Below are 25,551 nucleotides of genomic sequence, written 5' to 3' on the forward strand. Positions count from 1 at the left end.
TCGCTCCCACAGTTGTAATGCGTTGGCAGACTCAGCCTTTCAGCGCTTTCCAGATTTTGCTCACTACGAGCACACCCGCCAACACTGCAGCTCCCGCGACAATCCCCGCCACCGCATTGAGCAGCATCGGCACGATGAACCCGGCGCCGCCGGCACCAGCCGCCACGCCTTCGATCCAGTGATGCACCGCCGGTACGCCATGGGTCAGGATGCCGCCGCCCACCAGGAACATCGCCGCCGTACCGATCACCGACAGGCTTTTCATCATGTAGGGCGCGGCGCGCAGGATGGCGCCGCCGATGCTTTTGGCGGCCTGGCCAGGCTTTTGGGTCAGCCACAAGCCCAGGTCATCGAGCTTGACGATCCCCGCCACCAGGCCGTACACGCCGACAGTCATGACAATCGCAATGCCCGACAGCACGATAACCTGCTGGGTCAGCGGCGCATCAGCGACAGTGCCAAGGGTGATGGCGATGATTTCCGCCGAGAGAATGAAGTCGGTGCGAACCGCGCCTTTGATCTTGTCCTTTTCGAAGGCCACCAGGTCCACCGCCGGGTCGGCCACCGCCTCCACCAGTTGCGCATGCCCGGCCTGGTCTTCAGCCTTGCTGTGAAGGAACTTGTGGGCGAGTTTTTCGAACCCTTCGAAACACAGGTAGGCGCCACCCACCATCAACAGGGGTGTCACCAGCCAAGGCACGAAGGCACTGATTGCCAGCGCCGACGGCACCAGGATCAGCTTGTTGATGAAGGAACCCTTGGCCACCGCCCAGACCACCGGCAGCTCCCGCTCGGCCCGCACGCCGGAGACTTGCTGGGCATTGAGCGCCAGGTCATCGCCGAGCACGCCGGCAGTTTTCTTGGCGGCCATCTTGGTCATCAGCGCCACATCGTCGAGCACGGTGGCGATGTCGTCGATCAAAACCAGCAAACTGCTTCCAGCCATGGAGGGGCTCCTTGAACAATAATGCTGCGCAGCATACCGCGAGCGGCGCCGCCTTGGGGCATTCTTGAGCGGCCCGCGAGGCCGGTGCTACCATGCGCCACCGCCAGAACCGGCAAGGAACCCCAGGGTTTATGAGCACTATCCGCGAGCGCAACAAAGAACTGATCCTGCGTGCCGCCAGCGAAGAGTTTGCCGACAAGGGCTTCGCCGCGACCAAAACCAGCGACATCGCGGCCAAGGCGGGCCTGCCCAAACCCAACGTCTATTACTACTTCAAATCCAAGGAGAACCTCTACCGCGAGGTCTTGGAAAGCATCATCGAGCCGATCCTCCAGGCCTCCACGCCCTTCAACGCTGACGGCGAGCCGGGCGAAGTATTGAGCCACTACATCCGCTCCAAGATCCGCATCTCCCGCGACCTGCCCTTCGCCTCGAAAGTCTTCGCCAGTGAAATCATGCACGGCGCCCCGCACCTCAGCGCCGACCTGGTCGAACAACTCAACGCCCAGGCCCGGCACAACATTGACTGCATCCAGACCTGGATCGACCGCGGCCAGATCGCCCCCATCGATCCCAACCACCTGATGTTCAGCATCTGGGCCGCCACCCAGACCTACGCCGATTTCGACTGGCAGATCAGCGCCGTGACCGGCAAGGCCAAGCTCGACGAAGCGGATTACGAAGCGGCGGCGCAGACGATTATCCGGTTGGTTTTGAAGGGGTGTGAGGTGGGCTGATAGACCGGGTTGCCCTTATCGCGAGCAAGCTCGCTCCCACAGGAATCCAGGTTGCCAGCAGAGCCTGTATTCACCGCAAAACCCTGTGGGAGCGAGCTTGCTCGCGATGAAGGCCACTCGAGTTCAAGTCAAAGCCAGATGGCATCCCACAGCGGATAGTCGCCAAGCCGCTTGACCAGGCCTGCCCGCAGTGGGTTCGCGACGACATAGCGCGCAAGCTTGACCAGATTTTCCTCTCGACGGAGCGCCCGATCATGAAATCCGCGCTGCCAAAGGCAGATGTTATTGCCAAGGTGCAGATTCACAGTCTTGGTGGCCAATGATTTGGTCCTTTGCATCAACTCACTCAGGGATCCTTGGCGCAACTCGATCAGCCAATGGAAATGATCAGGCATGACAACCCAGGCCAACGAGTGTGCATAACCCTGCATCTGGGCTTGTCGAAATTGATCGACGACATGCCGACCCATCCTGAAATCCCTGAAGATTGGTTCGCGACCAAAGGTGTTGGTGGTCAATAAATAGATCCGGCTGGATTCGGAGTAGCGGCCAACTCGCAGCCGATGTGAAGCGGATAAGCCAGGCATTCCATGCCCCTTCTCGATTAAGTCATGAAAGGCTAGCCGGTCGAATCCCAGTCGTAGCGCAGACTTTTAGCTGGATGTGTCTGCATGATCGCTTTCGCGAGCAGGCTCGCTCCCACAGTTTGGATCTGCGGCGTTTGCAGAATGTCTCCACCTGTGGGAGCGAGCCTGCTCGCGAATACGCCAGTCGATTCAGCGCATGATCAAACAGCCACCCCCGCATCCGCCCTCAACCCCGACACCTCCACCGCCCTGACCGCCACCTGCTCATCCACATCCGAAACATCCCCGCTGACACCAATCGCACCCAGCACCCTGCCCTCCTGATCCCTGATCAACACTCCGCCCGGCGCCGGCACGACGCTGCCTTGCCCCAAGCCGTTCAAAGCGGCAAAGAACGCCGGGCGCTGCTGGGCGTCCTGGGCCAGCAGGCGTGAGCCCTTGCCAAGGGCGATCGCGCCCCAGGCCTTGCCGATAGCGATTTGAGGGCGCAACAGGCTCGCACCGTCCTCGCGCTGCAAGGCTACGAGGTGCCCGCCGCTGTCCAGGACCGCGACGGTCAAGGGTGCCGCATTGACCTCACGGCCTGCGGCCAGTGCTTGTCCCGCCAGGTTGACGGCAACTTTCAAGGTTAGAACGCTCATGGGTGCTGTCCTTCTTTTGTTATGGGAAAGCCTTGGCGGCTTCACTTTCAGCAAAACCGAACACCACAAATAGAACACAACAATATATATTTTTGTATACAATAATTTACGCAAATCAGCTTTAGCGACAAAAGGCTGCAGCAGAATCAGGTTCCCACCGAATTAAACGCGTGCTTGAGGAAAGGGATTGACCTGCGCCATTCGCCATGAATACACTCTGCCGCAAAGCCACTTGTATACAATTACAAAACGTAAGAGGCACAAAATAATGAGCAAAATGAGAGCAATCGAAGCTGCCGTCCTGGTGATGCGCCGTGAAGGCGTGGACACCGCCTTCGGCATCCCCGGTGCCGCGATCAACCCGCTGTACTCTGCCCTGCAAAAGGTTGGCGGCATCGATCATGTCCTCGCTCGCCACGTTGAAGGCGCCTCGCACATGGCCGAGGGCTACACCCGGACCAAGGCCGGCAACATCGGCGTGTGCATCGGTACTTCGGGGCCGGCGGGCACTGACATGGTCACTGGCCTCTACAGCGCTTCGGCCGACTCGATTCCGATCCTGTGCATCACCGGACAAGCGCCCCGCGCCCGCATGCACAAGGAAGATTTCCAGGCGGTGGATATCACCAGCATCGTCAAGCCCGTGACCAAATGGGCGACTACCGTGCTGGAGCCTGGCCAGGTGCCGTATGCCTTCCAGAAGGCGTTCTTCGAGATGCGCTCCGGCCGGCCGGGCCCGGTGCTGATCGACTTGCCGTTTGACGTGCAGATGGCCGAGATCGAATTCGACATCGACGCCTATCAGCCGCTGCCCCTGGCCAAGCCGGCCGCCAACCGGGTGCAGATCGAGAAGGCCCTGGCGATGCTGAATCAGGCCGAGCGCCCATTGCTGGTGGCGGGTGGAGGCATCATCAATGCCGATGCCAGCGATTTGCTGGTGGAGTTTGCCGAGCTCACCGGCATCCCGGTCATTCCGACGCTGATGGGCTGGGGCACGATCCCGGACGATCATCCGTTGATGGTCGGCATGGTCGGCCTGCAAACCTCGCACCGCTACGGCAACGCCACCTTGCTCAAGTCGGACGTGGTGCTGGGCGTCGGCAACCGTTGGGCCAACCGCCACACCGGTTCGGTGGACGTCTACACCGAAGGCCGCACGTTCATTCACGTCGACATCGAACCGACCCAGATCGGCCGGGTATTCACCCCCGACCTGGGCATCGTTTCCGACGCAGCCTCGGCCCTGACCGTGTTCATCGAAGTGGCCCGCGAATGGCAAGCCGCCGGCAAGCTGAAGAACCGCAGCGCCTGGCTTCAGGATTGCCAGCAACGCAAGGCCAGCCTGCAACGCAAGACCCATTTCGACAACGTGCCGGTGAAGCCGCAGCGCGTCTACGAGGAAATGAACCAGGTGTTCGGCAACGACACCTGCTATGTCAGCACCATCGGTCTGTCGCAGATCGCCGGGGCGCAGTTCCTCCACGTCTACAAACCACGCCACTGGATCAACTGCGGCCAGGCCGGTCCCCTGGGCTGGACCATTCCGGCCGCGCTGGGAGTGGTCAAGGCCGATCCGGATCGCAAGGTCGTGGCGCTGTCGGGCGACTATGATTTCCAGTTCATGATCGAAGAACTGGCGGTGGGCGCACAATTCAAGCTGCCCTACATCCACATCGTGGTGAACAACTCCTACCTGGGCTTGATCCGCCAGGCTCAGCGCGGCTTCGACATGGACTACTGCGTGCAGCTGTCGTTCGACAACCTCAACGCCCCGGAGCTCAACGGTTATGGCGTGGACCACGTCGCCGTGGCCGAGGGCCTGGGTTGCAAGGCATTGCGGGTGTTCGAGCCGTCAGGTATCCAGCCAGCGCTGCGCAAGGCCCAGGAGATGATCGAAGAGTTCAGGGTGCCAGTGATCGTCGAGATCATCCTTGAGCGGGTGACCAACATTTCCATGGGCACCGAGATCAACGCCGTCAATGAATTTGAAGACCTGGCGCTGGTGGGCAACGATGCACCGACCGCCATTTCGTTGCTCGATTGACCTCCTCCTGTGGGAGCGAGCCTGCTCGCGAAGGCGATCTACCCTTTATTGAATGTTGAATGACATACCGCTTTCGCCAGCAAGCTCGCTCCCACAAGGGAGGCCTGCCAACTATTTACAGGAGATCACCATGCCGCGTTTCGCCGCCAACCTGTCCATGCTGTTTACCGAGCAGGATTTCCTCGCCCGTTTCGAAGCGGCCGCCAAGGCCGGTTTCAGTGGTGTCGAATACCTGTTTCCCTACGACTACAGCTCCGCTGAACTCAAGACCCTGCTCGATGCCCATGGCCTGACCCAGGTGCTGTTCAACCTGCCGGCCGGCGACTGGGCCAACGGTGAGCGCGGTATCGCCTGCCTGCCGGACCGGGTCGAGGAATTCCGTGCCGGGGTCGACCTGGCGATTGCCTATGCCAAGGTGCTGGGCAATACCCAGGTCAATTGCCTGGCCGGGATCCGTTCGCAGAAGTGCGACGCAGCGCTGGCGGAAAAAACCTTCGTCGCCAACCTGAAATATGCCGCCGAAAAGCTCCAGGGCGCCGGCATCAAGCTGGTGATGGAAGCCATCAACACCCGCGATATCCCGGGTTTTTTCCTGAACAACACCGCCCAGGCCCTGTCGATCCGCGAACAGGTGGGCAGCGCCAACCTGTTCCTGCAATACGACATCTATCACATGCAGATCATGGAAGGCGACCTGGCCCGGACGCTGTCGGCGCACCTGGGCGAGATCAACCATGTGCAACTGGCGGACAACCCGGGCCGCAACGAGCCCGGCACCGGCGAGATCAACTACCGCTTCCTGTTCGAACACCTGGATCGCATCGGCTATCAGGGTTGGGTCGGCTGCGAATACAAGCCGCTGACCACCACCGAAGCGGGCTTGGGCTGGTTGAAAAGCCATAACGCGATCTGATCCAGCTCTCCCTTTGTGGGAGCGAGCTTGCTCGCGATAGCGGTGGTCCAGCCAACCTCTTCGGTGAAGGTGAAACCGTCATCGCGAGCAAGCTCGCTCCCACAGAAAAGCAGTTCTTCATCGGCTGAAGCAGCGATAACAACAAGAGGACTTTCCACATGGCTAAAATCGGATTCATCGGCACCGGCATCATGGGCCACCCCATGGCACTGAACCTGCAAAAGGCCGGTCACAGCCTATTCCTGACCCAGCATCACGACGCTGCCCCGGCCGACCTCGTGGCAGGCGGCGCGGTGGCGCTGGCCAACCCGAAGGAAGTCGCCCAGGAGGCCGAATTCATCATCGTCATGGTCCCGGATACCCCACAGGTCGAGGACGTGCTGTTGCGCGCCGATGGCGTAGCGGCCGGCGTGGGCGCGGGCAAGGTGGTGATCGACATGAGCTCGATCTCCCCTACCGCCACCAAGGCGTTCGCGGCGAAGATCAACGAAAGAGGCGCGCAGTACCTCGACGCCCCGGTGTCGGGCGGTGAAGTCGGCGCCAAGGCCGCGACGCTGAGCATCATGGTCGGTGGCGACAGCGCCGCGTTCGAGCGCGCGCTGCCACTGTTCCAGGCGATGGGCAAGAACATCACCCTGGTGGGCGGCAACGGCGATGGCCAGACCGCCAAGGTGGCGAACCAGATCATCGTCGCGCTGAACATCCAGGCCGTGGCCGAGGCCCTGCTGTTCGCCTCGAAGAACGGCGCGGACCCGGCCAAGGTCCGTGAAGCGCTGATGGGCGGTTTCGCCTCGTCGAAGATCCTCGAAGTGCACGGCGAGCGCATGATCAAGGGCACCTTCGACCCGGGCTTCCGCATCAGCTTGCACCAGAAGGACCTGAACCTGGCCCTGCAAGGCGCCAGGGAGCTGAACATCAACCTGCCCAACACCGCCAACGCCCAGCAAGTGTTCAGTACCTGCGCGGCCATGGGTGGCAGCAATTGGGACCACTCGGCGCTGATCAAGGGGCTGGAGCATATGGCCAATTTCTCGATTCGCGACAAATAGGCCCTGCCCTGCCCCTGTGGGAGCGAGCCCGCTCGCGAAGCGGTGTGTCAGTCAACGCTTGATTGGCAGGTTGACCGCCTTCGCGAGCAGGCTCGCTCCCACAGGTAACCGAGTCGCCTCAGCCAATAATAAAAATCGGGAGCCCGCCATGTCGGTCGATCCGCAACAATTGCTGCGTGAGCTGTTTGCCACGGCCATCGACGCGGCGCATCCGCAGCACGTTCTCGAACAGTATCTGCCGGCTGACCGCAGCGGTCGGGTGATCGTCATCGGCGCCGGCAAGGCCGCCGCGGCCATGGCGCAAGTGGTCGAGCGCTGCTGGCACGGAGAAGTCAGCGGCCTGGTGGTAACCCGCTACGGCCATGGCGCGCCCTGCGAGAAAATCGAAGTGGTCGAGGCCGCTCATCCAGTACCGGACGCCGCTGGCCTGGAAGTGGCCGGACGGGTGCTCGAACTCGTCAGCAACCTCAACGAAGACGACCGGGTGATCTTCCTGCTCTCCGGCGGGGGCTCGGCGTTGCTGGCCTTGCCGGCGGCCGGCATCACCCTGGCCGACAAGCAATCGATCAACAAGGCCCTGCTCAAGTCCGGCGCCACCATTGGTGAGATGAATTGCGTGCGCAAGCACCTCTCGGCGATCAAGGGTGGCCGACTGGGCAAGGCCTGCTGGCCGGCGACCGTCTACACCTACGCGATTTCCGATGTGCCCGGCGATCTTGCCACGGTCATCGCCTCCGGCCCTACCGTGGCCGACCCCAGCACTTCGGCCGACGCGCTGGCGATTCTCAAGCGCTACGGCATCGAGATCCCGGCCTCGGTGCGCATCTGGCTGCAAAGTCCGGAATCGGAGACCGTCAAGCCCGGCGACCCGAGCCTGGCGCGCAGTCATTTCCAGCTCATCGCCCGTCCTCAGCAATCCCTCGAAGCCGCGGCGGTGAAGGCTCGCCAGGCCGGTTTCAGCCCATTGATCCTCGGTGACCTGGAAGGTGAATCCCGGGACGTGGCGAAGGTCCACGCCGGCATCGCCCGGCAAATCGCCCTTCACGGTCAGCCCTTGGCTGCGCCGTGCGTGATCCTCTCCGGCGGCGAAACTACGGTCACCGTGCGCGGCAATGGCCGTGGCGGGCGCAACGCCGAGTTCCTGCTGAGCCTGACCGACAGCCTCAAGGGCCACCCCGGCATCTATGCACTGGCGGGCGACACCGACGGCATCGACGGCTCCGAAGACAACGCCGGCGCCATCATGACTCCGGACAGCTATCGCCGCGCCACCGAGCTGGGCCTGAACGCCAGCGATGAACTGGATAACAACAACGGCTACGGCTACTTCGCCGCGCTGGACGGGTTGATCGTCACCGAGCCGACCCGCACCAACGTCAACGATTTTCGCGCCATCCTGATCCTCGAGAACCCGAAAAATGACGCCTGACAAGAAGGTCAAGATCCTCGCGACACTCGGCCCCGCCACCCGTGGGATCGATGACATCCGCGAACTGGTGCAGGCCGGAGTGAACATCTTTCGCCTGAACTTCAGCCACGGCGACCACGCCGACCACGCCCAGCGCTACCAGTGGATCCGCGAAGTCGAGCAGCAGCTCAATTACCCGCTGGGCATCCTGATGGACCTGCAGGGACCAAAACTGCGGGTCGGCAAGTTCGCCGATGGCAAGGTGCTGTTGCAGCGCGGCCAGGCCTTGCGTCTGGACCTGGACCCGACGCCGGGCGATCAGCGTCGGGTCAACCTGCCCCACCCGGAAATCATCGCCGCGCTGGAGCCGGGCATGGACTTGCTGCTCGATGACGGCAAGCTGCGCCTGCGGGTAACCGCCAGACACACCGACGCCATTGATACCGAGGTGCTCAACGGTGGCGAACTGTCGGACCGCAAGGGCGTGAACGTGCCCCAGGCCGTGCTCGACCTGAGCCCGCTGACCGCCAAGGACCGCCGCGACCTGAGCTTCGGCCTGGAGCTGGGCGTGGACTGGGTGGCGCTGTCGTTCGTCCAGCGTGCCGAGGACATTCGCGAAGCCCGCGCGCTGATCGGCGACAAGGCGTTCCTGATGGCCAAGATCGAGAAGCCCTCGGCCGTCGCCCAACTGCGGGAAATCGCCGAACTGAGCGACGCGATCATGGTTGCCCGAGGTGACCTGGGCGTCGAGGTGCCGGCCGAGAGCGTGCCGCAGATTCAGAAAAACATCATCGGCACCTGCCGCGCCCTCGGCAAACCGGTGGTGGTGGCGACACAGATGCTTGAGTCGATGCGCTTCTCCCCGGCGCCGACCCGCGCCGAAGTCACCGATGTCGCCAACGCCGTGGCCGAAGGTGCCGACGCGGTGATGCTGTCGGCGGAAACCGCCTCGGGCGACTATCCCCTCGAAGCCGTGCAGATGATGAGCAAGATCATCCGCCAGGTGGAAAACGGCCCGGACTACCAGGCACAACTCGACGTCAGCCGACCGAAAGCCGAGGCCACCGTGTCGGACGCCATCAGTTGCGCGATCCGCCGGATCAGCAACGTGCTGCCCGTGGCGGTGCTGGTCAACTACAGCGAGTCGGGCAGCTCCAGCCTGAGGGCGGCGCGGGAACGGCCGACGGTGCCGATCCTCAACCTGACGCCCAACCTGCAGGCGGCCCGTCGCCTGACCGTCGCGTGGGGCGTGCATTCGGTGGTCAACGATCGGCTGCGGCAGGTGGACGAAGTGTGTTCCACCGCGCTGGAAATCGCCCAGGCCCAGGGCATGGCCCAGCGTGGCGACACCCTGCTGATTACCGCCGGCGTGCCGTTCGGGCAGCCGGGGTCGACCAACTCCTTGCGCATCGAGACCCTCCTCTAGCGCCTGTACTGGCCCCTTCGCGAGCAGGCTCGCTCCCACAGGGTTTTGTGATCGCCGCAAATCCAGTGTGGGAGCGAGCCTGCTCGCGATGAAGTCGACGCGGTCCCTATGACATTCCTCAACCATGCCTAATACCCACTGCCCCGACTGGGCTACCGCCCTGCTCAACGGCTTCAGCCAGATTTTCCTCCAGCGCCATCCCCTGTGCGGCCTGTTCTGCCTCTTGGCGATTCTGCTCACCGCGCCAGCGTTGTTCGGCGGCGCGCTACTGGGCGGCGTGGCCGGATTGCTGACGGCCCAACGGCGTGGTTATGCCAAGGAGGATCGGCAGGCCGGGCTGTTCAGCTATAACGCCATCCTGCTGGGTTTGCTGCTGAGCCTGGCATTGCCTTGGTCAGCCCTGTTGCCGCCATTGATCATCGCCGCTGGCGGCCTCAGCGCAATGCTGACCCAGCAGTGGCTCAAGCGCACCCGAGGCCCACGCTGCCTGCCCGCCTACACCGCGCCTTTCGTCGGGCTCGGCTGGTTGCTGCTGGGTCTCGCCCCGCCTGCGCCCTCGCCCGCAGCACTGGAGCAGACACTCCCCAACCTGTCGCTTGCCCCGCTGAACGGCCTGGGCCAGGTCATGTTTCTCGACCAGCCCCTGGCTGGTGTGCTGATCACCATCGGCCTGCTGATCGCCAACCGTCGCGCCGCCGGCTGGGCGCTGTTCGGTTCCGTCGCAGGCTTTGCCTTCGCCTGGCTGCACGATTGCCCGCACGCCTTGTCCGGCCTGGGCGGCTACAACCCGGCGTTAGCGGCCCTGGCCCTCGGCCAACACGCACGCGGGCCATGGCAGCCGCTGGCGGGCGTGCTGCTGGCGGTCCTTCTCGCACCGGGTTTCGCGGCGCTGGGCGTGGCGCCGCTGACGGCGCCTTTCATTCTCGCGTGCTGGCTGGTGCATGCCACCGCGCGGCTTTGGCACCCAGCCTGTCTCGACATCGCGCCTTGCGCTCTGCGGGGCAATCACCCTAGGCTGCGCTGATCATTGGTTCAGGCGAAGGTTATGGACAGCAACAACAACTGGCGTGAACGCCTCTACGTGATCATTTTCCAGACCGACACGGTGGCCGGCCGGCGCTTCGACAGCACGCTGCTGTTGATCATCCTTGCGAGCCTGGTGATTGTGATGCTCGACAGCATCGACAGCGTGCACAAGAATTACGCGGCCCTGCTGGCCTACATCGAGTGGGGCTTCACGTTGATTTTCATCGTTGAATACGGCCTGCGCCTGTACTGCTCGCCCAAGCCGCTGCGCTATGCGTTCAGCTTTTATGGCCTGGTGGATCTGCTGGCGATCGTGCCGGGCATCCTCGCGTTGTACTACAGCGATGCCCAGTACCTGCTGATCGTGCGGATCATCCGCATGCTGCGGATTTTCCGCGTCCTCAAGCTCAGCCCCTACCTCAAGCAGGCCAACTATCTATTGGCCGCACTGCGCGGCAGCAAGCAGAAAATCATCGTGTTCCTGGTCAGCGTGTCGACGCTGGTGACGGTGTTTGGCACCCTGATGTATGTCATCGAAGGCCCCGAGCATGGTTTCACCAGCATTCCCAAGGGCATCTATTGGGCTATCGTGACATTGACCACCGTAGGCTTCGGCGACATCGTGCCGAAGACGCCGCTGGGCCAAGTGGTTTCGTCCCTGGTGATGATTACCGGCTACTCGATCATCGCCGTGCCGACGGGTATCTTCACTGCGGAACTCGCCACCGCCATGCGCGGTGACCAGCTCAAGCACAATTGCCCGGTGTGCAGCAAAAACAACCACGAACATGGCGCTGCTTTCTGTTCTCGTTGCGGTAACGCACTGTTTAAAAAATTGGAATAAGCAAAGCACTTTTTAATTCTTGATGACCTATAAGCTAATCGCTAGGGTGCTGGCTTATCGCCCGCATCCCTTGTCAATAAAAAGGACCTCGCAGTGAAGAATTTCTTTGGCGCCTCCCTCCTCGCCGCCGGCCTGGCGTTCGGCAGCCTGGCCCACGCCGCCCCGACTCTGCTCAACGTTTCCTACGACGTGATGCGGGATTTCTATAAGGACTACAACGCCGCGTTCCAGAAACACTGGCAGGCCGAGCACAACGAAAGCATCACCGTGCAGATGTCCTTTGGCGGTTCGAGCAAGCAGGCGCGTTCGGTAATCGATGGGCTGCCGGCGGATGTCATCACCATGAACATGGCGACTGACATCAATGCCTTGGCCGACAACGGCAAGCTGGTTCCGGATAACTGGGTCACCCGTCTGCCGAACAACAGCGCGCCGTTCACCTCGGCCACCGTGTTTATCGTGCGCAAGGGCAACCCGAAAGCGTTGAAGGACTGGCCGGACCTGCTCAAGGACGGCGTGCAAGTAATCGTGCCCAACCCGAAAACCTCGGGCAACGGCCGCTATACCTACCTTTCGGCCTGGGGCTATGTGCTGAAGAATGGCGGCGATGAAAACAAGGCCAAGGATTTCGTCGGCAAGCTGTTCAAGCAGGCCCCCGTGCTGGACACCGGCGGTCGTGCCGCGACGACTACGTTCATGACCAACCAGATCGGCGATGTGCTGGTGACCTTTGAGAACGAAGCGGAAATGATCGCCCGTGAATTCGGTCGCGACCAGTTCGAAGTGGTCTACCCAAGCGTCTCCGCCGAAGCCGAGCCACCGGTTAGCGTTGTGGATAAAGTCGTCGAGAAGAAAGGTTCCCGCGCCGCTGCCGAGGAGTACCTCAAATACCTGTGGTCGCCCGAAGGCCAGGAAATTGCCGCCGCCAACTACCTGCGCCCTCGCGACCCGGCGGTGCTGGCCAAATACACCGACCGTTTCCCGAAAGTGGATTTCCTCTCGGTGGAAAAAACCTTCGGCGACTGGCGCACCGTGCAGAAGACCCATTTCAACGATGGTGGGATTTTTGACCAGATCTATAGCGGGCAGTGACGCAATAGTGAGCTGAACGCGGTTCTGTGGCGAGGGAGCTTGCTCCCGCTGGGCTGCGTAGCAGCCCCATTCAGGCGGTTGCCGAGCAACCGAGCGGGAGCAAGCTCCCTCGCCACAAGAGCACTTTCACATCCCCTCTGGCGCGATCTACCATCAACCGCAGGCATGACTGCTATCAACCCCAAGCCCTGTTCCAGAGCCCTGCAAATCTTTAGCCTCTCGCCATCCCTTTCAATCGATCGATGAGATTGCCATGAGTGCTCATTCACCCGCCTCGCCCGCTGCCCTGACCCGGGGCATGGTCCTGCTGTTTGCCTTCTGCTGCGGCGCCATCGTTGCCAATATCTACTACGCCCAACCCATCATCGAACTGATCGCGCCCGACGTCGGCCTGTCCAGCACCATGGCCAGCCTGATCGTCTCGCTGACCCAGATCGGCTACGCCCTGGGCCTGTTTTTCCTGGTGCCGCTGGGGGATTTGCTGGAAAACCGGCGCTTGATGATTGTCACCACCGTGGTGGCAATCGGCAGCCTGCTGGGCGCGGCGTTTACCGACCAGCCGAACGTGTTCCTGCTGGTGTCATTGCTGGTGGGGTTCAGTTCCGTCTCGGTGCAAGTGCTGATTCCGCTGGCCGCGCACCTGGCGCCGGAAGAATCCCGGGGACGGGTCGTGGGTGGGATCATGGGCGGCCTGCTGTTGGGGATCCTGCTGGCGCGGCCGGTGTCCAGCCTCGTCGCCGATCACCTTGGCTGGCGGGCGATGTTCATGATCGCCGCCGCGTTGATGGCGGCAATCAGCATCGTCCTGGCATTCACCGTGCCCAAGCGCCAGCCCGAGCACCGCGCCTCCTACGCGCAACTGCTGGGCTCGCTCGGCACCCTGTTACGCCAGCAGCCGCAGTTGCGCCAGCGGGCTTTGTACCAGGCGTGCATGTTTGCCACGTTCAGCCTGTTCTGGACCGCCGTCCCCCTGGAGCTGTCGCGCAACCATGGCCTGTCCCAGACTGAAATCGCGCTGTTTGCGCTGGTCGGCGCCATCGGTGCCGTCGCCGCGCCGATTGCCGGCCGCCTGGCAGACGCCGGCCACACCCGAATTGCTTCGCTGCTGGCCATGCTGTTCGCCAGCCTGAGTTTCCTGCCGGCGTTCATCCATCCCGCTTATAGCGTGATCGGCCTCGCGGTGACCGGCGTGGTCCTGGATTTCTGCGTGCAGATGAACATGGTCCTGGGCCAGCGCACCATCTACGCCCTTGACGCAAAAAGCCGCAGCCGCCTGAACGCGCTGTACATGACCAGCATCTTTGTCGGCGGCGCTTTCGGTTCGTCCATCGCCAGCGCCGTCTACGAGCATGGCGGCTGGCTGTGGGTAGTGATCGTCGGCAGCGCCTTCCCGTTGCTGGCCCTGTTGCGTTTCCTGAGTGCTTCGAAGAAGGCTTCGCTGGCGACGGCCTGATACCGTCGAACAAAAAAATGCCCGACAGGCCAGGACCTGTCGGGCTTTTTTCATGGAGCGGTCAGACCCGCACGTTGCCCCGCGGCCCGGCAATCGCCCAGATGATCAGGCCCAACACCGGCAGCAGGAGAATCAGCAGCACCCACAGGACTTTCGCCCCGGTGCCCGCGCCACTCTTGAGCACATTGATGATCGCCCAGATATCGAGCGCCAGGATGATCAGGCCAATCAGGCCGTTGAAAGTGGAACCCATGGTGTCGCTCCCGAATGGTGGTATGCACACTTAGGATAGCGGGGTCCGGGCAAGGGTTCCGTTTATTGTTTCAGACGTGAACCGCGATCTTGAGCGCTTCCAGGGCGGGGGCCGCGGCGATGCCGACTTCGCCACACAGTTCCAGCACACGCGGCACGTCGTTGCCGTACACCAGCACCATCTGCAATTCATCGTCGAGCAACTGGCTGAAGTTCATCAGCACGTAGCCGCCGCTCTCCTTGTTCAGGCTGCTCATCTGGATCTGGATACGATTGAGCGCGGTCAGCGCCTCGGTCTTCGCCAGTTGCTTGGGCTTGAGGTTGAACGCGACGCCAGGGCCGAACGAGGCGACGATCTGCTCGAACAGGTCGACGTAGGAGTCGGCCTGGAACAGCACGGTGTCCGGCAGACTGCCTACCACCACCCACTCCCCCAGCGGGATCGGGAAGCTGTCGTCATAGTTGATGTCCGGGTTCGCCGCCAGGAACGTCACCGGGTCGGCGTAGGCCTGGGCCGCTTCGTCGGCGATTTTCTCGATGTCCGCCTCGCCCAGGCAGCCGGAGCTGATTTTGCTGATGAGTTCGACGAGTGCGGCTTTCATGGGGCGGATCCTGTGGCTGAATTTTCAGGCGCGCAGGATAGCGCATCACCCCAGGTCAAGTCAGGAACCCTGTGGCCAGGGAGCCAGGCTTCAGCCCAACAACTTTTCCAACTGCGCCGTGGTGTCCACCGCGCCCATGGTCCTGGCCGCGTCCAGCGCCGATACGCCGTTGGCATCCTTGGCCTTCGGGTCGGCGCCTTTGCTGATCAGGTAATCGACTATTTCCACCCGGTTGAACATCGCCGCCATCATCAGCGCCGTGCGGCCATCGAACGAGGAGCCTTCGACTTGCGCGCCGCCATCGACGAGGGCCGAAACCACCGCCAGATCCCCCTTGAACGCCGCACCGGCAATCGGGCTCTGGCCGTTGTCGTTGCGGACTTCCGGATCGGCCTTATTCTCCAGCAGCACTTTTACCGTCTCCACGTGCCCGTGGTACGCGGCCAGCATCAGCAAGGTGTCGCCCTTGTGATTGCGCAGGTTTGGCGGCAGGCCCTTGCTCAACAGCGCGGCCATCATCGCGGCATCGCCCTGACGAGCGACGTTGAATACCTGCTCGGCAAACTCCGCAGCCTCTTCCGGGGTCATCTGGCGGCTTGTATCGGACATGGACAACTTCCTCTGGCTTTTGCAAAGCCGCTAGTTTCCCGAGGGACTCAAAGCCTGTCATCCCTTTTTTCTCTGCAAGAGCCATAGCCACAATCAATAGCGGTACTGCCCACCCTGGATCTGCGTCGCCAGTTGGCGGTCCACCCGCACGTAGGTCGAGGTGTCGGGGAGCCAGGCGTAGATCGGTTCCTCGCCCGTGAGGCAGGGGTCAAAGGCTTCGGCCTTGAGACGGGTTTTCTGATACTTGAACGTGCCGGTCGTTTCCATCTTTACCTTGATCCGCAGGAACAGCGGCACCGCGTAGGCCGGCAGCTTGCCTTGCAGAAATTGCAGCAGCTCGCTGAAATCCAGGGTCGCCAGGGACTCGGCCGGGGTGATCGCGGCCATCCCGGCGCGGCCGTTGGTGCCGGTGATCTCCACGCCGTAGGCCACCGCCTCGGCGATCTGCGGATGTTGCAGGAGCACGTTTTCGACTTCGGTGGTGGAGACGTTTTCGCCTTTCCAGCGATAGGTGTCGCCGAGGCGATCAACGAACTGCCCGTGGCCGAAGCCGATATTGCGCAGCAGGTCGCCGGTGTTGAAATAACAATCGCCTGGGACGAAGACGTCCCGGCAGACGGTTTTTTCGGTCTTGGCCGGATCGGTGTAGCCATCCAGCGGCGCCTTGTCGTCAATGCGCGCCAGCAGCAGGCCCGGCTCGCCTTTCGGGACTTTCTGCATGCGCCCTTGCAGGTTGCGCAAGGGCGCACCGCTGTCATGGTCGTACTGCACCAGTGCCCAACCCATCAGGGAAAACCCGACCGTGTTATCGAAGTTCAGGATGTTGGTGAAGCCGATATTGCCGTCGCTGGCCGCATACAGTTCGCAGATATGGCCAATCCCGAAGCGGGTCTTGAAGGCCAGCCAGGCGCCCGGGCGCAAGCCGTTGCCGATCATCTTCCGGACCTCATGCCGCCGGTCGTCGGCGCTGGCGGGCTGCTCGATCAGGTAGCGACACAGTTCGCCGACATAACCCAACGTGGTCGCCCGGTAGCGACGCACGTCGCTCCAGAATTGGCTGGCGCTGAACTTGCGGCGGATGGCGAACCCCGAGGCACCGCAAACTGCCGCGCCCCAGCAAACACACAGGCCGGTGGCGTGATACAGCGGCAGCGTGCAATAAACGACGTCATCGGGCTGCATGTCCAGGGCGATCAGGCCAAAACTGGTGGACGTGCGCATCCAGCGTCCATGGCGGAATACGCCGGCCTTGGGTAACCCGGTGGTGCCCGAGGTGTAGAGATAAAAACAGGGATCGTTGAAAAACACCTGTCTGCCAAGCGGGTTATCGCCTGGGTAATCCTCGCTGCCGACCATCAGGTCGACGAATCCGCACGGAACCGCGCCACTGTCCTGGTCGGCAACCCACCAGGTCCGCGCATCCGCCAGCGCCGTTCGGCCGCGCACGTCGTTGAAGACAGCGACCCGTTCATCCCCGACCACCACCGCCACCGGCGCGACCAGCGCCAGGCTGTGCACCAGGGCATCTCCGGTTTGCGATGTATTGATCATCGCGCTCACCGCCCCGACCTTCGCCACCGCCAACACCGTAATCAGCAACTGCGGGCGGTTTTCCAGAACAATCGCCACGCAGTCGCCCTTGCCAATACCTTGCGCCAGCAAGTAATGGGCAATGCGATTGGCCTGTTCATTGACCTGTGCATAAGACAGCACCGTGTCGCCGCAGAGCAGCGCCGGGCCGAGGGGATTGCGTTGCGTGGCCTGTTCGAAACACCAACCAAGGCCGCAAGGCTGGGTGGGGTCCTGGACGTTGGCGAGTTTCAGGCCTTTGATGATTCGGGGAACAACTCTGGCAATGACGGGCAGTTTGCGCAGCACCATGCCCCAGGTAATAGCGTCGCTGGGTGTACGACTCATGGACGATCCTTCCCCGTTCGACCTTGTGGGCCGCGGTTCTTGTTATGGGTTGGGCGAATCTGGAGGGAAATTACGCCAGCGATTCCGGTGCTGTACATGCGGTTTTTGCAATGTTTTGTATCCGCTGTGGGGAACAGGCGAAGCGGGAGCGCCAGGATGCGGTTTGGTTCCAAAAATAATCAAGCATCCCCGCAAAATGCAGGATGCACGATGGCCGTTCATGCAAGATGCACGAATGCAAAAAAACCTTAAAAGATTAACTTATTGTTTTTAAAGGAGTTTTTCATTATTCCAATGCTGGCATAGACACTGCAACTACCCCTCCACGGTTTGCCATACCATGGAGCAGTCAACTATGAACATGATTCAAGAGAAGTTTGCATCGCTGTTTTCCAACTACGAAGTCACCACGCAGCCTCGCCCGGACGGCGGCATCCTGCTGACCTTGCGCAACAGCGATGGCAAACTGTTCAAGCGTACGATTTCCTACGCTCAGCTGCATGCCGGGGATCAACTCTCCTGGGCGATCAGTGCCATTCGCCGTGATCTGGCTGAACAGGCCAGCGAACTGCCACCGGTCGCGATGCTGCAGAGCCAGCACCGTTTCGCGCTGCCGACCTATCACAGCGCCTGACAGCAACCAGCTTCAAGCTCTGAACAAAGACAGGCCATGGAACCCAGCGGTTCCATGGCCTGATTTTTTTAGCCGCGAGAAGGCGTTCAGAAGCGCGAAGGTTCGATCTGCGCGAAGCTTTCAACCGTCGTGTGGCCGGCCAGATCACCGCCCTCGCGGGCCAATCCACAGGTTGCCATTCCGGCATTTCTGGCCGCGTCCAGTTCCTCGACGATATCCGACAGAAACAGGATTTCCTGCGGCGCGATCCCCATCGCCTCGCTGATTCGCCGATACGACTGCGCGTCCCGCTTGGCTCCCGACGTGGTGTCGAAATAACCGCTGAACAACGGCGACAGATCGCCAGCCTCAGAACAGCCGAAAATCAGCTTCTGTGCCTGGATCGACCCTGAGGAATAGACAAACAACCGGTAACCTTGCCGATGCCAGGCTTCGAGTGCCTGCGCCGCGTCAGGATAAACGTGCCCTTTCAACTGACCGGCCGTGTATCCCTGCTCCCAGACCATACCCTGCAACGCCTTGAGAGGCGTGGCCTTGCGGTCTTCGGCAATCCAGCCCAGCAGGATCGCGATGACCCGTTCGACGTCCGTGTCCGGCTCGGCACTGTCGCGGCGCACGGCGTCCAGTTGCTCCGCGACGTCGGCGCGCCCGGCGTTGTGCCGGACAAAATCCGGCAGGTGTCGGGCGGCATAGGGAAACAGCACGTCGAATACAAAACTGACCGCGCTGGTGGTGCCTTCGATGTCGGTGAGGATAGCCTTGATCGTCACGGGCTCAGTCCTCCAGGCGCGGGAAACGGCTGGCAATTTCATCACCGGTGAACTTGGCGACCCAGCCTTCCGGATTATTGAACAGCCGAATGGCGACGAAATGTGGGTGCTCGCCCATGTCGAACCAATGCGGCGTACCGGCGGGCACCGAGATCAGGTCGTTCTTTTCGCACAGTACCGCGTAGACGTAGTCGTCGATGTGCAAGGTAAACAGGCCACGACCGGCGACAAAAAAGCGGACTTCGTCCTCGCCGTGACGGTGCTCATCAAGAAACTTGGCGCGCAGTTCGGCTTTTTGCGGGTGGTCGCTGTTGAGGCTGATGACATCCACCGTGACGTAGCCGCGCTCGGTCATGAGCTTGTCGATCTGGGTCCGGTAGGCGCCAATCACTTCCTCCTGGCTGGCGCCGGGCTGGATCTTCGTCGCGGCTTCCCAACGATCGAAGCGCACGCCTTTTTCGGCGAGGGTCGCGGCGATGTCTTCGAAATGGGTCAGGACCTTGTTCGGAATCTCGGGACTTGAAACGTGATAGACGGACAGGCTGCTCATGGTCATGGCTCCAGCAATTTAACGGTTCAGGACTGTGCGAGTCTTGAGCTCGCATTCAAACAGGAACTCAAACGCCTCGATTTGCCGCAGCGCATCGTTCATGCCCGGCCCCCAGGTGTACAGGCCGTGCCCACGGATCAGATAACCGACGCAATCGGGGTGCGCGTCGAGCCAGGGCTGAACCTTGGCGGCGAGGCGCGCGATGTCCTGGTCGTTGTCGAAAATCGGCACGCGAACCTGGGACTCATGGGTCGTGACTCCGCTGAAGGCCTTTTGCAGCTCGTAGTCCTCGAAGTCGATAAAGGCTGCGCCGGTCAGGCGCGAGAGCACCGTGGCATTCACCGAATGGGTGTGCAGCACCGCGCCGATCTGCGGCCGCCAGCGATACAGCTGCGTGTGCAACAGGGTTTCGGCAGACGGTTTCTTGCCCGGCTCCAGGCTGTTGCCGTCCAGGTCGGTGGCAAGCACATCGTCGACGCCCAGTTGCCCCTTGTGTTTGCCGGACACGGTAAGCAGGGCCTGGTCGGAAGACAACCGGGTCGAATAATTGCTGCTGGTGGCCGGGGACCAGCCGCGACCATACAGAAAACGCCCGGCGTCGATGATCTCCCGGGTGAGTTGTTCACGGGTAAGGCTCATGGCCTGTCCTCTTGCATGCGTGTGGCAATGATAACGGCTGCAGCGAAGGCTGCGAGACTGGCGATGTTGAAAGTCCAACCGGCGCCCAGGGCATTCCAGCTGTAGCCGGAGTACAACGCGCCCAGCGCCCCGCCGGTGCCGGCCAGCGCGGCGTATAGCGCCTGCCCCTGACCTTGCTGGCGTGAGCCGAAGCTACGTTGCACGAAATGGATGGCAGCGGCGTGAAAGCTGCCAAAGGTCGCTGCGTGCAAGACCTGGGCAAGCAACAGCACCCAGAGAAACTCCGCCAACGACCCCAGTAGCAACCAGCGCAGCGCCGCCAGCAGGAAGCTGGCCATCAACACCCGGCGCACGGAAAACCGCGCCAGGATCCGGCTCATCAGCAGGAAAACCAGCACTTCCGCGACCACGCCGACGGCCCAGAGCATGCCGATCAATCCGCGGCTGTAGCCCAGGCGTTCCAGGTGCAACGTCAGGAAGGTGTAATACGGCCCATGGCTCAGTTGCATCAGGCCGACGCAGGCATAAAACGCCAGCACGCCCGGATTGCGCAACTGCCGCAGGAAACCGTCCCCGGCCACCCGCGGCCCTTGAACGGGCTGGGCGTTGGGCACCCAGAAACTGCTGAGCACGATGCCACCCATGATCAACGCCAGCGCCACGGGATAGATGTCCAGGCTCAACCATTCGAACAACCGACCGAGCGCGACCACGGTGATGATGAAGCCGATGGAGCCCCACAGGCGGATCTGGCTGTAGCGCGCCGCCTGCCCGCTCAAGTGGGCCAGGGTGATGACTTCGAATTGCGGCAGCACCGCGTGCCAGAAGAACGCATGCAGCGCCATGACCATCGCCAGCCAGGCGTAGCTTCTGTCGATGAAGATCAGTGAGAAACTGAGCAGCGTACAGATCGCGCCAAACCGCACGATTGCCAGGCGCCGGCCGGTGTAGTCACCCAGCCAGCCCCAGAGGTTCGGCGCGACGCAACGCATCAGCATGGGAATCGCCACCAGCTCGCCGATGCGCGCGGCGTTGAACCCGAGGTGATCGAAATACAGCGCCAGGAACGGCGCGGTCGAACCGAGCAACGCAAAGTAAAACAGATAGAAGCTGGAAAGCCGCCAGTACGGCACTGCCGCCATGGTCGTCAGGCCACGGCGGTCGGCAGGCCAGCCATCAAAGCTGACCCAACACCGGTGTGCCGACCCGAACGTCGGCGTTCTGTCCGCGATGACGCAACAGGTGGTCCATCAGCACGATCGCCATCATCGCCTCGGCAATCGGCGTTGCGCGAATCCCCACGCAAGGGTCGTGGCGGCCCTTGGTGATGACGTCCACCGGGTCGCCGTGGATGTCGATCGAGCGTCCCGGTGTGGTGATGCTGGACGTCGGCTTCAACGCCAGGTGGGCAACAATCGGCTGGCCCGAAGCGATGCCGCCAAGGATGCCGCCGGCGTTGTTGCTCAGAAATCCCTGGGGAGTCAACTCGTCACGGTGTTCGGTGCCACGCTGGGCGACACAGGCGAAACCGGCGCCGATCTCCACGCCCTTGACTGCGTTGATGCTCATCAGCGCGTGGGCCAGTTCGGCGTCGAGACGGTCGAAGATCGGCTCGCCCAGGCCAGGCATCACGCCCTCGGCGACCACGGTAATTTTCGCGCCGACCGAATCCTGGTCCCGGCGCAACTGGTCCATGTAGGCTTCAAGCTCGGGTACTTTGTCCGGGTCGGGACTGAAGAAGGCGTTCTGCTCCACCGAATCCCAGGTCTTGAACGGGATTTCGATCGGGCCCAGCTGGCTCATGTAGCCACGGATGATGATGCCCTGGCTGGCCAGGTACTTCTTGGCGATTGCCCCGGCCGCTACGCGCATGGCGGTTTCCCGGGCCGAACTGCGACCGCCGCCGCGGTAGTCGCGCTCGCCGTATTTGTGATGGTAGGTGTAGTCGGCGTGGGCCGGGCGGAACAGGTCCTTGATGGCCGAGTAGTCCTTGGACTTCTGGTCGGTGTTGCGAATCAGCAAGCCGATGGCGCAACCGGTGGTGCGACCTTCGAACACACCGGAGAGGATTTCGACTTCATCGGCTTCCTGGCGCTGGGTGGTGTGGCGGCTGGTGCCGGGCTTGCGGCGATCAAGGTCACGCTGCAGGTCCTCCAGGGAAATCTCCAGGCCCGGCGGGCAGCCGTCGACAATGGCGACCAACGCCGGGCCATGGCTTTCGCCCGCGGTGGTGACGGTGAACAGCTTGCCGTAGGTATTGCCGGACATGCAGGGTGCTCCGTGGAATCGCTGAAAAATCGAGATGGGCGCCAGTATACGCAGGCTCCCCGAGTAGTTCATCCTCGAACCTTATCGGTGCGCGCCAGTCCAACCGGCACCTTCGCAACTAATGGCGTCATGATGTTAAAACTGTTTGCCTTGAGTCTCGCCCTCTTGACTGGCCTGGTTTGCGGCCAGGCCCAGGCCACCGTCCTGCAACGCCCCATCAGCCTCGACACCGGCAACGGTGAACTTTTCGGCTCGCTGCTGCTGCCCAAGTCCGACACACCGGTGCCCGTTGTCCTGATCATTTCCGGGTCAGGTCCTACGGATCGTGACGGAAACAACCCCGAGGGCGGGCGCAACGACAGCCTCAAGCGCCTGGCCTGGGTACTCGCCAGGCACAACATCGCCAGCGTGCGCTACGACAAGCGCGGCGTGGCCGCCAGCCTTGCCGCCACACCAGACGAGCGCAACCTGAGCGTCGAGGCTTACGTCGCCGATGCCGTGGCCTGGAGCCACAAGCTCGCCGCCGATCCGCGACTGGGCCGGTTGATCCTGCTGGGCCACAGCGAAGGCGCGCTGATCGCCAGCCTCGCCGCGCCCCAGGCCAACGCTGCGGCAGTGATTTCGGTGTCCGGCAGTGCACGGCCGATCGACCAGGTGCTACGGCAACAACTGAGCAGCCGCTTGCCACCGGCGCTGATGTTGCGCAGCAACGAGTTACTCGACAGCCTCAAGGCCGGGCGCCCCGACGCGGACGTTCCTGCGCAGCTGCAGGTGATTTTCCGTCCCAGTGTGCAGCCTTACCTGATCTCGTTGTTCCGCCAGGACCCGGCCCAAGCCTTCGCGGCATTGAAGATGCCGGCGCTGATCATCCAGGGCAGCCATGACATCCAGGTCAGCGTCGACGATGCCAGGCAGCTGAAAGCCGCCAAGCCTGACGCACAACTGGCCCTGATCGAGGGCATGAACCATGTGATGCGCATTGTGCCCAACGACGTGAAGCGGCAACTGGCGTCCTATAAAGACCCCAATCTGCCCCTGGCGGCTGAACTGGGTGTGCAGATCCTGCGCTTTATCGGCTCGATCGGTTCCCGTTGAGCGGACTTGATCGCCATACCGGCCAATTGCCCTCCAGTCCTGGCGAAAACGGCCGATAAACCAACGTCGGGCAGCGCAATGGCTGTCGACAAGCCGGCCTGGACAGGATTTTGCCGTTATGACTGAGACTCAAACTTCTCCCGACACCGTCGCCGAACCGGCCGCCGCGCCTGCGGTGGAGCAGCCTTGGGCGGATGTGCAGGCTGAGCAGCATAAAATGCTCCGGCTGGCCCCGCTCAAGACCGATCGCGCCACCGGTGTGCGGCCCTTGCGCTTTGTCGAGTTCAGCTACGCCGAGCGTCACAGCAAGGAGCGCAGTTTGCTGCGCATGAGCATCAAGTTGCCGGGCCAACGGGTGCGCAAGGAACAGAACCATCTGGACGTCTGGGCCGACCACGTCGAGAAACGTCTGTCTTTCTCCCCTGACAACTTGCAAGTCGAGCCTTTGAATCGTGGGCTCGGACGCTTTCTCGCCGCTCAGGGCATCACCTGGGCGAAAAAGCGCTGGTCGAGCTATCGGGTGGACGGCAGCGACCTGAACAACAAGGACGCGCTGAACGAAGACACGCGCCTGCGCCGCGATCACTTCCTCAAGGCCCACGGCTTCGAGGTGGTCTACGCCGACGCCCAGCATCTCAAGGGCAGCGTCAAGGCCGCACAGGTTGGCGACCTGGTGGGCGACTGGAACACCGAGAAGCTGCAGTTCGTCGAGATTCTCGAAGCCGCGCAGATGCTGCAACAAGCCGAGCAGAACCTGGCGGAGCAGGAAGTCAAACTCAAGAAGCAGGAAGAGAAGGTCAACAAGTTCAAGCGCGAAGACACCGGCTTGCGCTTTACCATCACTTGCCTGGTGGCGTTTGCGATGTTCCAGGCGGGATTGCTGATCTGGATTGCGACGCGACATTGAATCCAAGCGGGTGAATAACCCTGTGGGAGCGCGGCGGAACGCAGAAACCGTGGCGAGGGAGCTTGCTCCCGCTCGGCTGCGCAGCAGTCGTAAACCGGGCGACTCCTATCTCAAACCTTTGAAGCGGGGGCTGCTTCGCAGCCCAGCGGGAGCAAGCTCCCTCGCCACAAAAGCAGCCCAGCGTCAAATCCTTGAAGCAAACAACGCCTGGTGCTCACGGCACTGTCCGGCGCTGAGCATGAACACGCCATGCCCGCCGCGTTCGAAGTCCAGCCAGGCGAAGTCGACTTCCGGGTACAGTGCCTCGACATGCACCTGGCTGTTGCCCACTTCGACAATCAACAGGCCCTTCTCGGTCAGATGGTCGGCCGCCTCGGCCAGCATCCGGCGAACCAGGTTCAAGCCGTCATCGCCACAGGCCAGGCCCAACTCAGGTTCGTGCTGGTATTCCTGGGGCATGTCGGCGAAATCCTCCGCGTCGACGTAAGGCGGGTTCGACACGATCAGGTCGAAACGTTGCCCCGGCAAGCCATCAAAACCATCGCCCTGGACTGTGAACACCCGCTCATCGACGCCATGGCGCTCGATATTCTGATTGGCCACCTCCAGCGCTTCGAACGACAGGTCGGCCAGCACCACTTCGGCCTCCGGGAATTCATAGGCACAGGCGATCCCGATGCAGCCGGAACCGGTGCACAGGTCGAGGATCCGCGCAGGCTCCTGGCCCAGCCAGGGCTCGAAGCGTTTTTCAATCAGCTCGCCGATGGGCGAACGCGGGATGAGCACGCGTTCGTCGACTATGAAAGACATTCCGCAGAACCACGCTTCACCGAGCAGGTAGGCAGTTGGAATGCGCTCGGCAATACGTCGGCGCAGCAGGCGCTGTACATGCACCAGCTCTTCGTCTTCGAGACGGCAATCCAGATAGCTGTCGGCAATTTCCCAAGGCAAATGCAGCGCGCCCAACACCAGTTGGCGAGCCTCATCCCAGGCATTGTCGGTGCCATGGCCAAAGAACAGATCCTCGCCATGGAAACGGCTGACGGCCCAACGAATATGGTCGCGCAGGGTACGAAGGCGGGAAGTGATCACAGCGGCAAACTCCAGAGAAATCGACGGGCGAGTCTACCAGCCAAACCCGC

At 62.1% G+C, this 25,551-nt stretch carries 26 protein-coding genes; 13 read left to right on the plus strand and 13 right to left on the minus strand.

Annotation, left to right across the window (positions count from 1 at the left end; all coding sequences use genetic code 11):
- Nucleotides 1-31 precede the first annotated feature (31 nt).
- Nucleotides 32-946: a DUF808 domain-containing protein gene (locus J3P94_RS20335; RefSeq protein ID WP_434569413.1), complete on the minus strand. Its 915-nt coding sequence runs from the start codon at nucleotides 944-946 to the stop codon at nucleotides 32-34.
- Nucleotides 947-1,077: 131 nt separating this feature from the next.
- On the opposite strand from J3P94_RS20335, the gene J3P94_RS20340 reads away from it, so the two are divergent.
- A complete protein-coding gene (locus J3P94_RS20340) occupies nucleotides 1,078-1,683 on the plus strand; it encodes a TetR/AcrR family transcriptional regulator (RefSeq protein WP_305496116.1) in 606 nt (201 codons plus the stop codon).
- Between the two features lie 128 nt (nucleotides 1,684-1,811).
- On the opposite strand, the gene J3P94_RS20345 is transcribed toward J3P94_RS20340, so the two are convergent.
- The gene (locus tag J3P94_RS20345) at nucleotides 1,812-2,270 is read right to left on the minus strand and encodes an REP-associated tyrosine transposase (protein WP_434569414.1); all 459 of its coding nucleotides are present in this window, start codon (nucleotides 2,268-2,270) and stop codon (nucleotides 1,812-1,814) included.
- 200 nt (nucleotides 2,271-2,470) lie between these two features.
- Nucleotides 2,471-2,911 (minus strand): GlcG/HbpS family heme-binding protein, encoded by a 441-nt coding sequence (locus tag J3P94_RS20350; protein ID WP_434569415.1) that lies wholly within the window; start codon nucleotides 2,909-2,911, stop codon nucleotides 2,471-2,473.
- Nucleotides 2,912-3,179: 268 nt separating this feature from the next.
- On the opposite strand from J3P94_RS20350, the gene gcl reads away from it, so the two are divergent.
- From gcl to J3P94_RS20395, 9 genes are all read left to right on the plus strand, one after another.
- Nucleotides 3,180-4,955 (plus strand): glyoxylate carboligase, encoded by a 1,776-nt coding sequence (gcl, locus tag J3P94_RS20355; RefSeq protein WP_434569416.1) that lies wholly within the window; start codon nucleotides 3,180-3,182, stop codon nucleotides 4,953-4,955.
- Nucleotides 4,956-5,085: 130 nt separating this feature from the next.
- The gene (gene hyi / locus J3P94_RS20360) at nucleotides 5,086-5,868 is read left to right on the plus strand and encodes a hydroxypyruvate isomerase (protein ID WP_434569417.1); all 783 of its coding nucleotides are present in this window, start codon (nucleotides 5,086-5,088) and stop codon (nucleotides 5,866-5,868) included.
- A 158-nt stretch (nucleotides 5,869-6,026) separates the two neighbouring features.
- Complete coding sequence (locus J3P94_RS20365) at nucleotides 6,027-6,917, plus strand: 2-hydroxy-3-oxopropionate reductase (RefSeq protein WP_434569418.1); 891 nt, start codon at nucleotides 6,027-6,029, stop codon at nucleotides 6,915-6,917.
- A gap of 148 nt (nucleotides 6,918-7,065) precedes the next feature.
- Nucleotides 7,066-8,346, plus strand: a complete 1,281-nt coding sequence (locus J3P94_RS20370) for a glycerate kinase type-2 family protein (protein WP_434569419.1) — start codon at nucleotides 7,066-7,068, stop codon at nucleotides 8,344-8,346.
- Nucleotides 8,336-9,751, plus strand: a complete 1,416-nt coding sequence (gene pyk / locus J3P94_RS20375) for a pyruvate kinase (RefSeq protein WP_434569420.1) — start codon at nucleotides 8,336-8,338, stop codon at nucleotides 9,749-9,751. Before J3P94_RS20370 ends, pyk begins: the two co-directional genes overlap by 11 nt.
- A 124-nt stretch (nucleotides 9,752-9,875) precedes the next feature.
- Complete coding sequence (locus J3P94_RS20380; protein ID WP_434569421.1) at nucleotides 9,876-10,775, plus strand: urea transporter; 900 nt, start codon at nucleotides 9,876-9,878, stop codon at nucleotides 10,773-10,775.
- Between the two features lie 21 nt (nucleotides 10,776-10,796).
- The gene (locus J3P94_RS20385; protein ID WP_434569422.1) at nucleotides 10,797-11,621 is read left to right on the plus strand and encodes an ion transporter; all 825 of its coding nucleotides are present in this window, start codon (nucleotides 10,797-10,799) and stop codon (nucleotides 11,619-11,621) included.
- Nucleotides 11,622-11,714: 93 nt separating this feature from the next.
- Nucleotides 11,715-12,713, plus strand: a complete 999-nt coding sequence (locus J3P94_RS20390) for a sulfate ABC transporter substrate-binding protein (protein ID WP_434569423.1) — start codon at nucleotides 11,715-11,717, stop codon at nucleotides 12,711-12,713.
- 253 nt (nucleotides 12,714-12,966) lie between these two features.
- Nucleotides 12,967-14,166, plus strand: a complete 1,200-nt coding sequence (locus J3P94_RS20395; RefSeq protein ID WP_434569424.1) for an MFS transporter — start codon at nucleotides 12,967-12,969, stop codon at nucleotides 14,164-14,166.
- A gap of 61 nt (nucleotides 14,167-14,227) precedes the next feature.
- Here J3P94_RS20395 and J3P94_RS20400 read toward each other — a convergent pair whose 3' ends face one another.
- The 4 genes from J3P94_RS20400 to J3P94_RS20415 form a co-directional block, all read right to left on the minus strand.
- Nucleotides 14,228-14,419 carry a PLDc N-terminal domain-containing protein gene (locus J3P94_RS20400; RefSeq protein WP_053149901.1) on the minus strand — a complete coding sequence of 64 codons (192 nt, stop codon included), beginning with the start codon at nucleotides 14,417-14,419 and terminating at the stop codon, nucleotides 14,228-14,230.
- Between the two features lie 70 nt (nucleotides 14,420-14,489).
- On the minus strand, nucleotides 14,490-15,020 hold the full coding sequence (locus tag J3P94_RS20405; RefSeq protein ID WP_434569425.1) for a hypothetical protein: 531 nt from the start codon (nucleotides 15,018-15,020) through the stop codon (nucleotides 14,490-14,492).
- 90 nt (nucleotides 15,021-15,110) lie between these two features.
- Nucleotides 15,111-15,629 carry an ankyrin repeat domain-containing protein gene (locus J3P94_RS20410; RefSeq protein ID WP_434569426.1) on the minus strand — a complete coding sequence of 173 codons (519 nt, stop codon included), beginning with the start codon at nucleotides 15,627-15,629 and terminating at the stop codon, nucleotides 15,111-15,113.
- Nucleotides 15,630-15,722: 93 nt separating this feature from the next.
- Complete coding sequence (locus J3P94_RS20415) at nucleotides 15,723-17,546, minus strand: long-chain-acyl-CoA synthetase (protein ID WP_434569427.1); 1,824 nt, start codon at nucleotides 17,544-17,546, stop codon at nucleotides 15,723-15,725.
- A gap of 355 nt (nucleotides 17,547-17,901) precedes the next feature.
- Here J3P94_RS20415 and J3P94_RS20420 point away from each other — a divergent pair, with 355 nt between their 5' ends.
- Nucleotides 17,902-18,180, plus strand: a complete 279-nt coding sequence (locus J3P94_RS20420) for a DUF3509 domain-containing protein (protein ID WP_186637286.1) — start codon at nucleotides 17,902-17,904, stop codon at nucleotides 18,178-18,180.
- A gap of 86 nt (nucleotides 18,181-18,266) precedes the next feature.
- Here the strand turns inward: J3P94_RS20420 and mtnC are convergent, their stop codons facing one another.
- Genes mtnC through aroC form a run of 5 tightly spaced genes read right to left on the minus strand, consistent with a single transcriptional unit; the run spans nucleotide 18,267 to nucleotide 22,407 of the window.
- Nucleotides 18,267-18,950 carry an acireductone synthase gene (gene mtnC / locus J3P94_RS20425; protein ID WP_434569428.1) on the minus strand — a complete coding sequence of 228 codons (684 nt, stop codon included), beginning with the start codon at nucleotides 18,948-18,950 and terminating at the stop codon, nucleotides 18,267-18,269.
- Nucleotides 18,951-18,954: 4 nt separating this feature from the next.
- Entirely contained in the window at nucleotides 18,955-19,500 is a 546-nt protein-coding gene (locus J3P94_RS20430) for a 1,2-dihydroxy-3-keto-5-methylthiopentene dioxygenase (RefSeq protein ID WP_305496132.1), read from the minus strand.
- 18 nt (nucleotides 19,501-19,518) lie between these two features.
- On the minus strand, nucleotides 19,519-20,139 hold the full coding sequence (locus J3P94_RS20435; protein ID WP_434569429.1) for a methylthioribulose 1-phosphate dehydratase: 621 nt from the start codon (nucleotides 20,137-20,139) through the stop codon (nucleotides 19,519-19,521).
- Nucleotides 20,136-21,281 (minus strand): MFS transporter, encoded by a 1,146-nt coding sequence (locus J3P94_RS20440; protein WP_434569430.1) that lies wholly within the window; start codon nucleotides 21,279-21,281, stop codon nucleotides 20,136-20,138. Before J3P94_RS20440 ends, J3P94_RS20435 begins: the two co-directional genes overlap by 4 nt.
- 34 nt (nucleotides 21,282-21,315) lie before the next feature.
- Nucleotides 21,316-22,407 carry a chorismate synthase gene (gene aroC, locus J3P94_RS20445; protein WP_434569431.1) on the minus strand — a complete coding sequence of 364 codons (1,092 nt, stop codon included), beginning with the start codon at nucleotides 22,405-22,407 and terminating at the stop codon, nucleotides 21,316-21,318.
- 129 nt (nucleotides 22,408-22,536) lie between these two features.
- On the opposite strand from aroC, the gene J3P94_RS20450 reads away from it, so the two are divergent.
- The gene (locus J3P94_RS20450) at nucleotides 22,537-23,502 is read left to right on the plus strand and encodes an alpha/beta hydrolase (RefSeq protein WP_434569432.1); all 966 of its coding nucleotides are present in this window, start codon (nucleotides 22,537-22,539) and stop codon (nucleotides 23,500-23,502) included.
- A 118-nt stretch (nucleotides 23,503-23,620) separates the two neighbouring features.
- On the plus strand, nucleotides 23,621-24,409 hold the full coding sequence (locus tag J3P94_RS20455; protein WP_434569433.1) for a hypothetical protein: 789 nt from the start codon (nucleotides 23,621-23,623) through the stop codon (nucleotides 24,407-24,409).
- Between the two features lie 183 nt (nucleotides 24,410-24,592).
- On the opposite strand, the gene prmB is transcribed toward J3P94_RS20455, so the two are convergent.
- Entirely contained in the window at nucleotides 24,593-25,501 is a 909-nt protein-coding gene (gene prmB, locus J3P94_RS20460) for a 50S ribosomal protein L3 N(5)-glutamine methyltransferase (protein ID WP_434569434.1), read from the minus strand.
- Nucleotides 25,502-25,551: the final 50 nt, after the last annotated feature.

This window comes from Pseudomonas sp. Z3-8 (assembly GCF_051131975.1).
Classification (GTDB): Bacteria; Pseudomonadota; Gammaproteobacteria; order Pseudomonadales; family Pseudomonadaceae; genus Aquipseudomonas.

Bases quoted from the DNA above. Each gene is read 5' to 3' on its own strand.
- J3P94_RS20335 (WP_434569413.1), bottom strand. From the start codon at position 946: ATGGCTGGAAGCAGTTTGCTGGTTTTGATCGACGACATCGCCACCGTG.
- J3P94_RS20340 (WP_305496116.1), top strand. From the start codon at position 1,078: ATGAGCACTATCCGCGAGCGCAACAAAGAACTGATCCTGCGTGCCGCC.
- J3P94_RS20345 (WP_434569414.1), bottom strand. From the start codon at position 2,270: ATGCCTGGCTTATCCGCTTCACATCGGCTGCGAGTTGGCCGCTACTCC.
- J3P94_RS20350 (WP_434569415.1), bottom strand. From the start codon at position 2,911: ATGAGCGTTCTAACCTTGAAAGTTGCCGTCAACCTGGCGGGACAAGCA.
- gcl (WP_434569416.1), top strand. From the start codon at position 3,180: ATGAGCAAAATGAGAGCAATCGAAGCTGCCGTCCTGGTGATGCGCCGT.
- hyi (WP_434569417.1), top strand. From the start codon at position 5,086: ATGCCGCGTTTCGCCGCCAACCTGTCCATGCTGTTTACCGAGCAGGAT.
- J3P94_RS20365 (WP_434569418.1), top strand. From the start codon at position 6,027: ATGGCTAAAATCGGATTCATCGGCACCGGCATCATGGGCCACCCCATG.
- J3P94_RS20370 (WP_434569419.1), top strand. From the start codon at position 7,066: ATGTCGGTCGATCCGCAACAATTGCTGCGTGAGCTGTTTGCCACGGCC.
- pyk (WP_434569420.1), top strand. From the start codon at position 8,336: ATGACGCCTGACAAGAAGGTCAAGATCCTCGCGACACTCGGCCCCGCC.
- J3P94_RS20380 (WP_434569421.1), top strand. From the start codon at position 9,876: ATGCCTAATACCCACTGCCCCGACTGGGCTACCGCCCTGCTCAACGGC.
- J3P94_RS20385 (WP_434569422.1), top strand. From the start codon at position 10,797: ATGGACAGCAACAACAACTGGCGTGAACGCCTCTACGTGATCATTTTC.
- J3P94_RS20395 (WP_434569424.1), top strand. From the start codon at position 12,967: ATGAGTGCTCATTCACCCGCCTCGCCCGCTGCCCTGACCCGGGGCATG.
- J3P94_RS20400 (WP_053149901.1), bottom strand. From the start codon at position 14,419: ATGGGTTCCACTTTCAACGGCCTGATTGGCCTGATCATCCTGGCGCTC.
- J3P94_RS20405 (WP_434569425.1), bottom strand. From the start codon at position 15,020: ATGAAAGCCGCACTCGTCGAACTCATCAGCAAAATCAGCTCCGGCTGC.
- J3P94_RS20410 (WP_434569426.1), bottom strand. From the start codon at position 15,629: ATGTCCGATACAAGCCGCCAGATGACCCCGGAAGAGGCTGCGGAGTTT.
- J3P94_RS20415 (WP_434569427.1), bottom strand. From the start codon at position 17,546: ATGAGTCGTACACCCAGCGACGCTATTACCTGGGGCATGGTGCTGCGC.
- J3P94_RS20420 (WP_186637286.1), top strand. From the start codon at position 17,902: ATGAACATGATTCAAGAGAAGTTTGCATCGCTGTTTTCCAACTACGAA.
- J3P94_RS20430 (WP_305496132.1), bottom strand. From the start codon at position 19,500: ATGAGCAGCCTGTCCGTCTATCACGTTTCAAGTCCCGAGATTCCGAAC.
- J3P94_RS20435 (WP_434569429.1), bottom strand. From the start codon at position 20,139: ATGAGCCTTACCCGTGAACAACTCACCCGGGAGATCATCGACGCCGGG.
- J3P94_RS20440 (WP_434569430.1), bottom strand. From the start codon at position 21,281: ATGGCGGCAGTGCCGTACTGGCGGCTTTCCAGCTTCTATCTGTTTTAC.
- aroC (WP_434569431.1), bottom strand. From the start codon at position 22,407: ATGTCCGGCAATACCTACGGCAAGCTGTTCACCGTCACCACCGCGGGC.
- J3P94_RS20450 (WP_434569432.1), top strand. From the start codon at position 22,537: ATGATGTTAAAACTGTTTGCCTTGAGTCTCGCCCTCTTGACTGGCCTG.
- J3P94_RS20455 (WP_434569433.1), top strand. From the start codon at position 23,621: ATGACTGAGACTCAAACTTCTCCCGACACCGTCGCCGAACCGGCCGCC.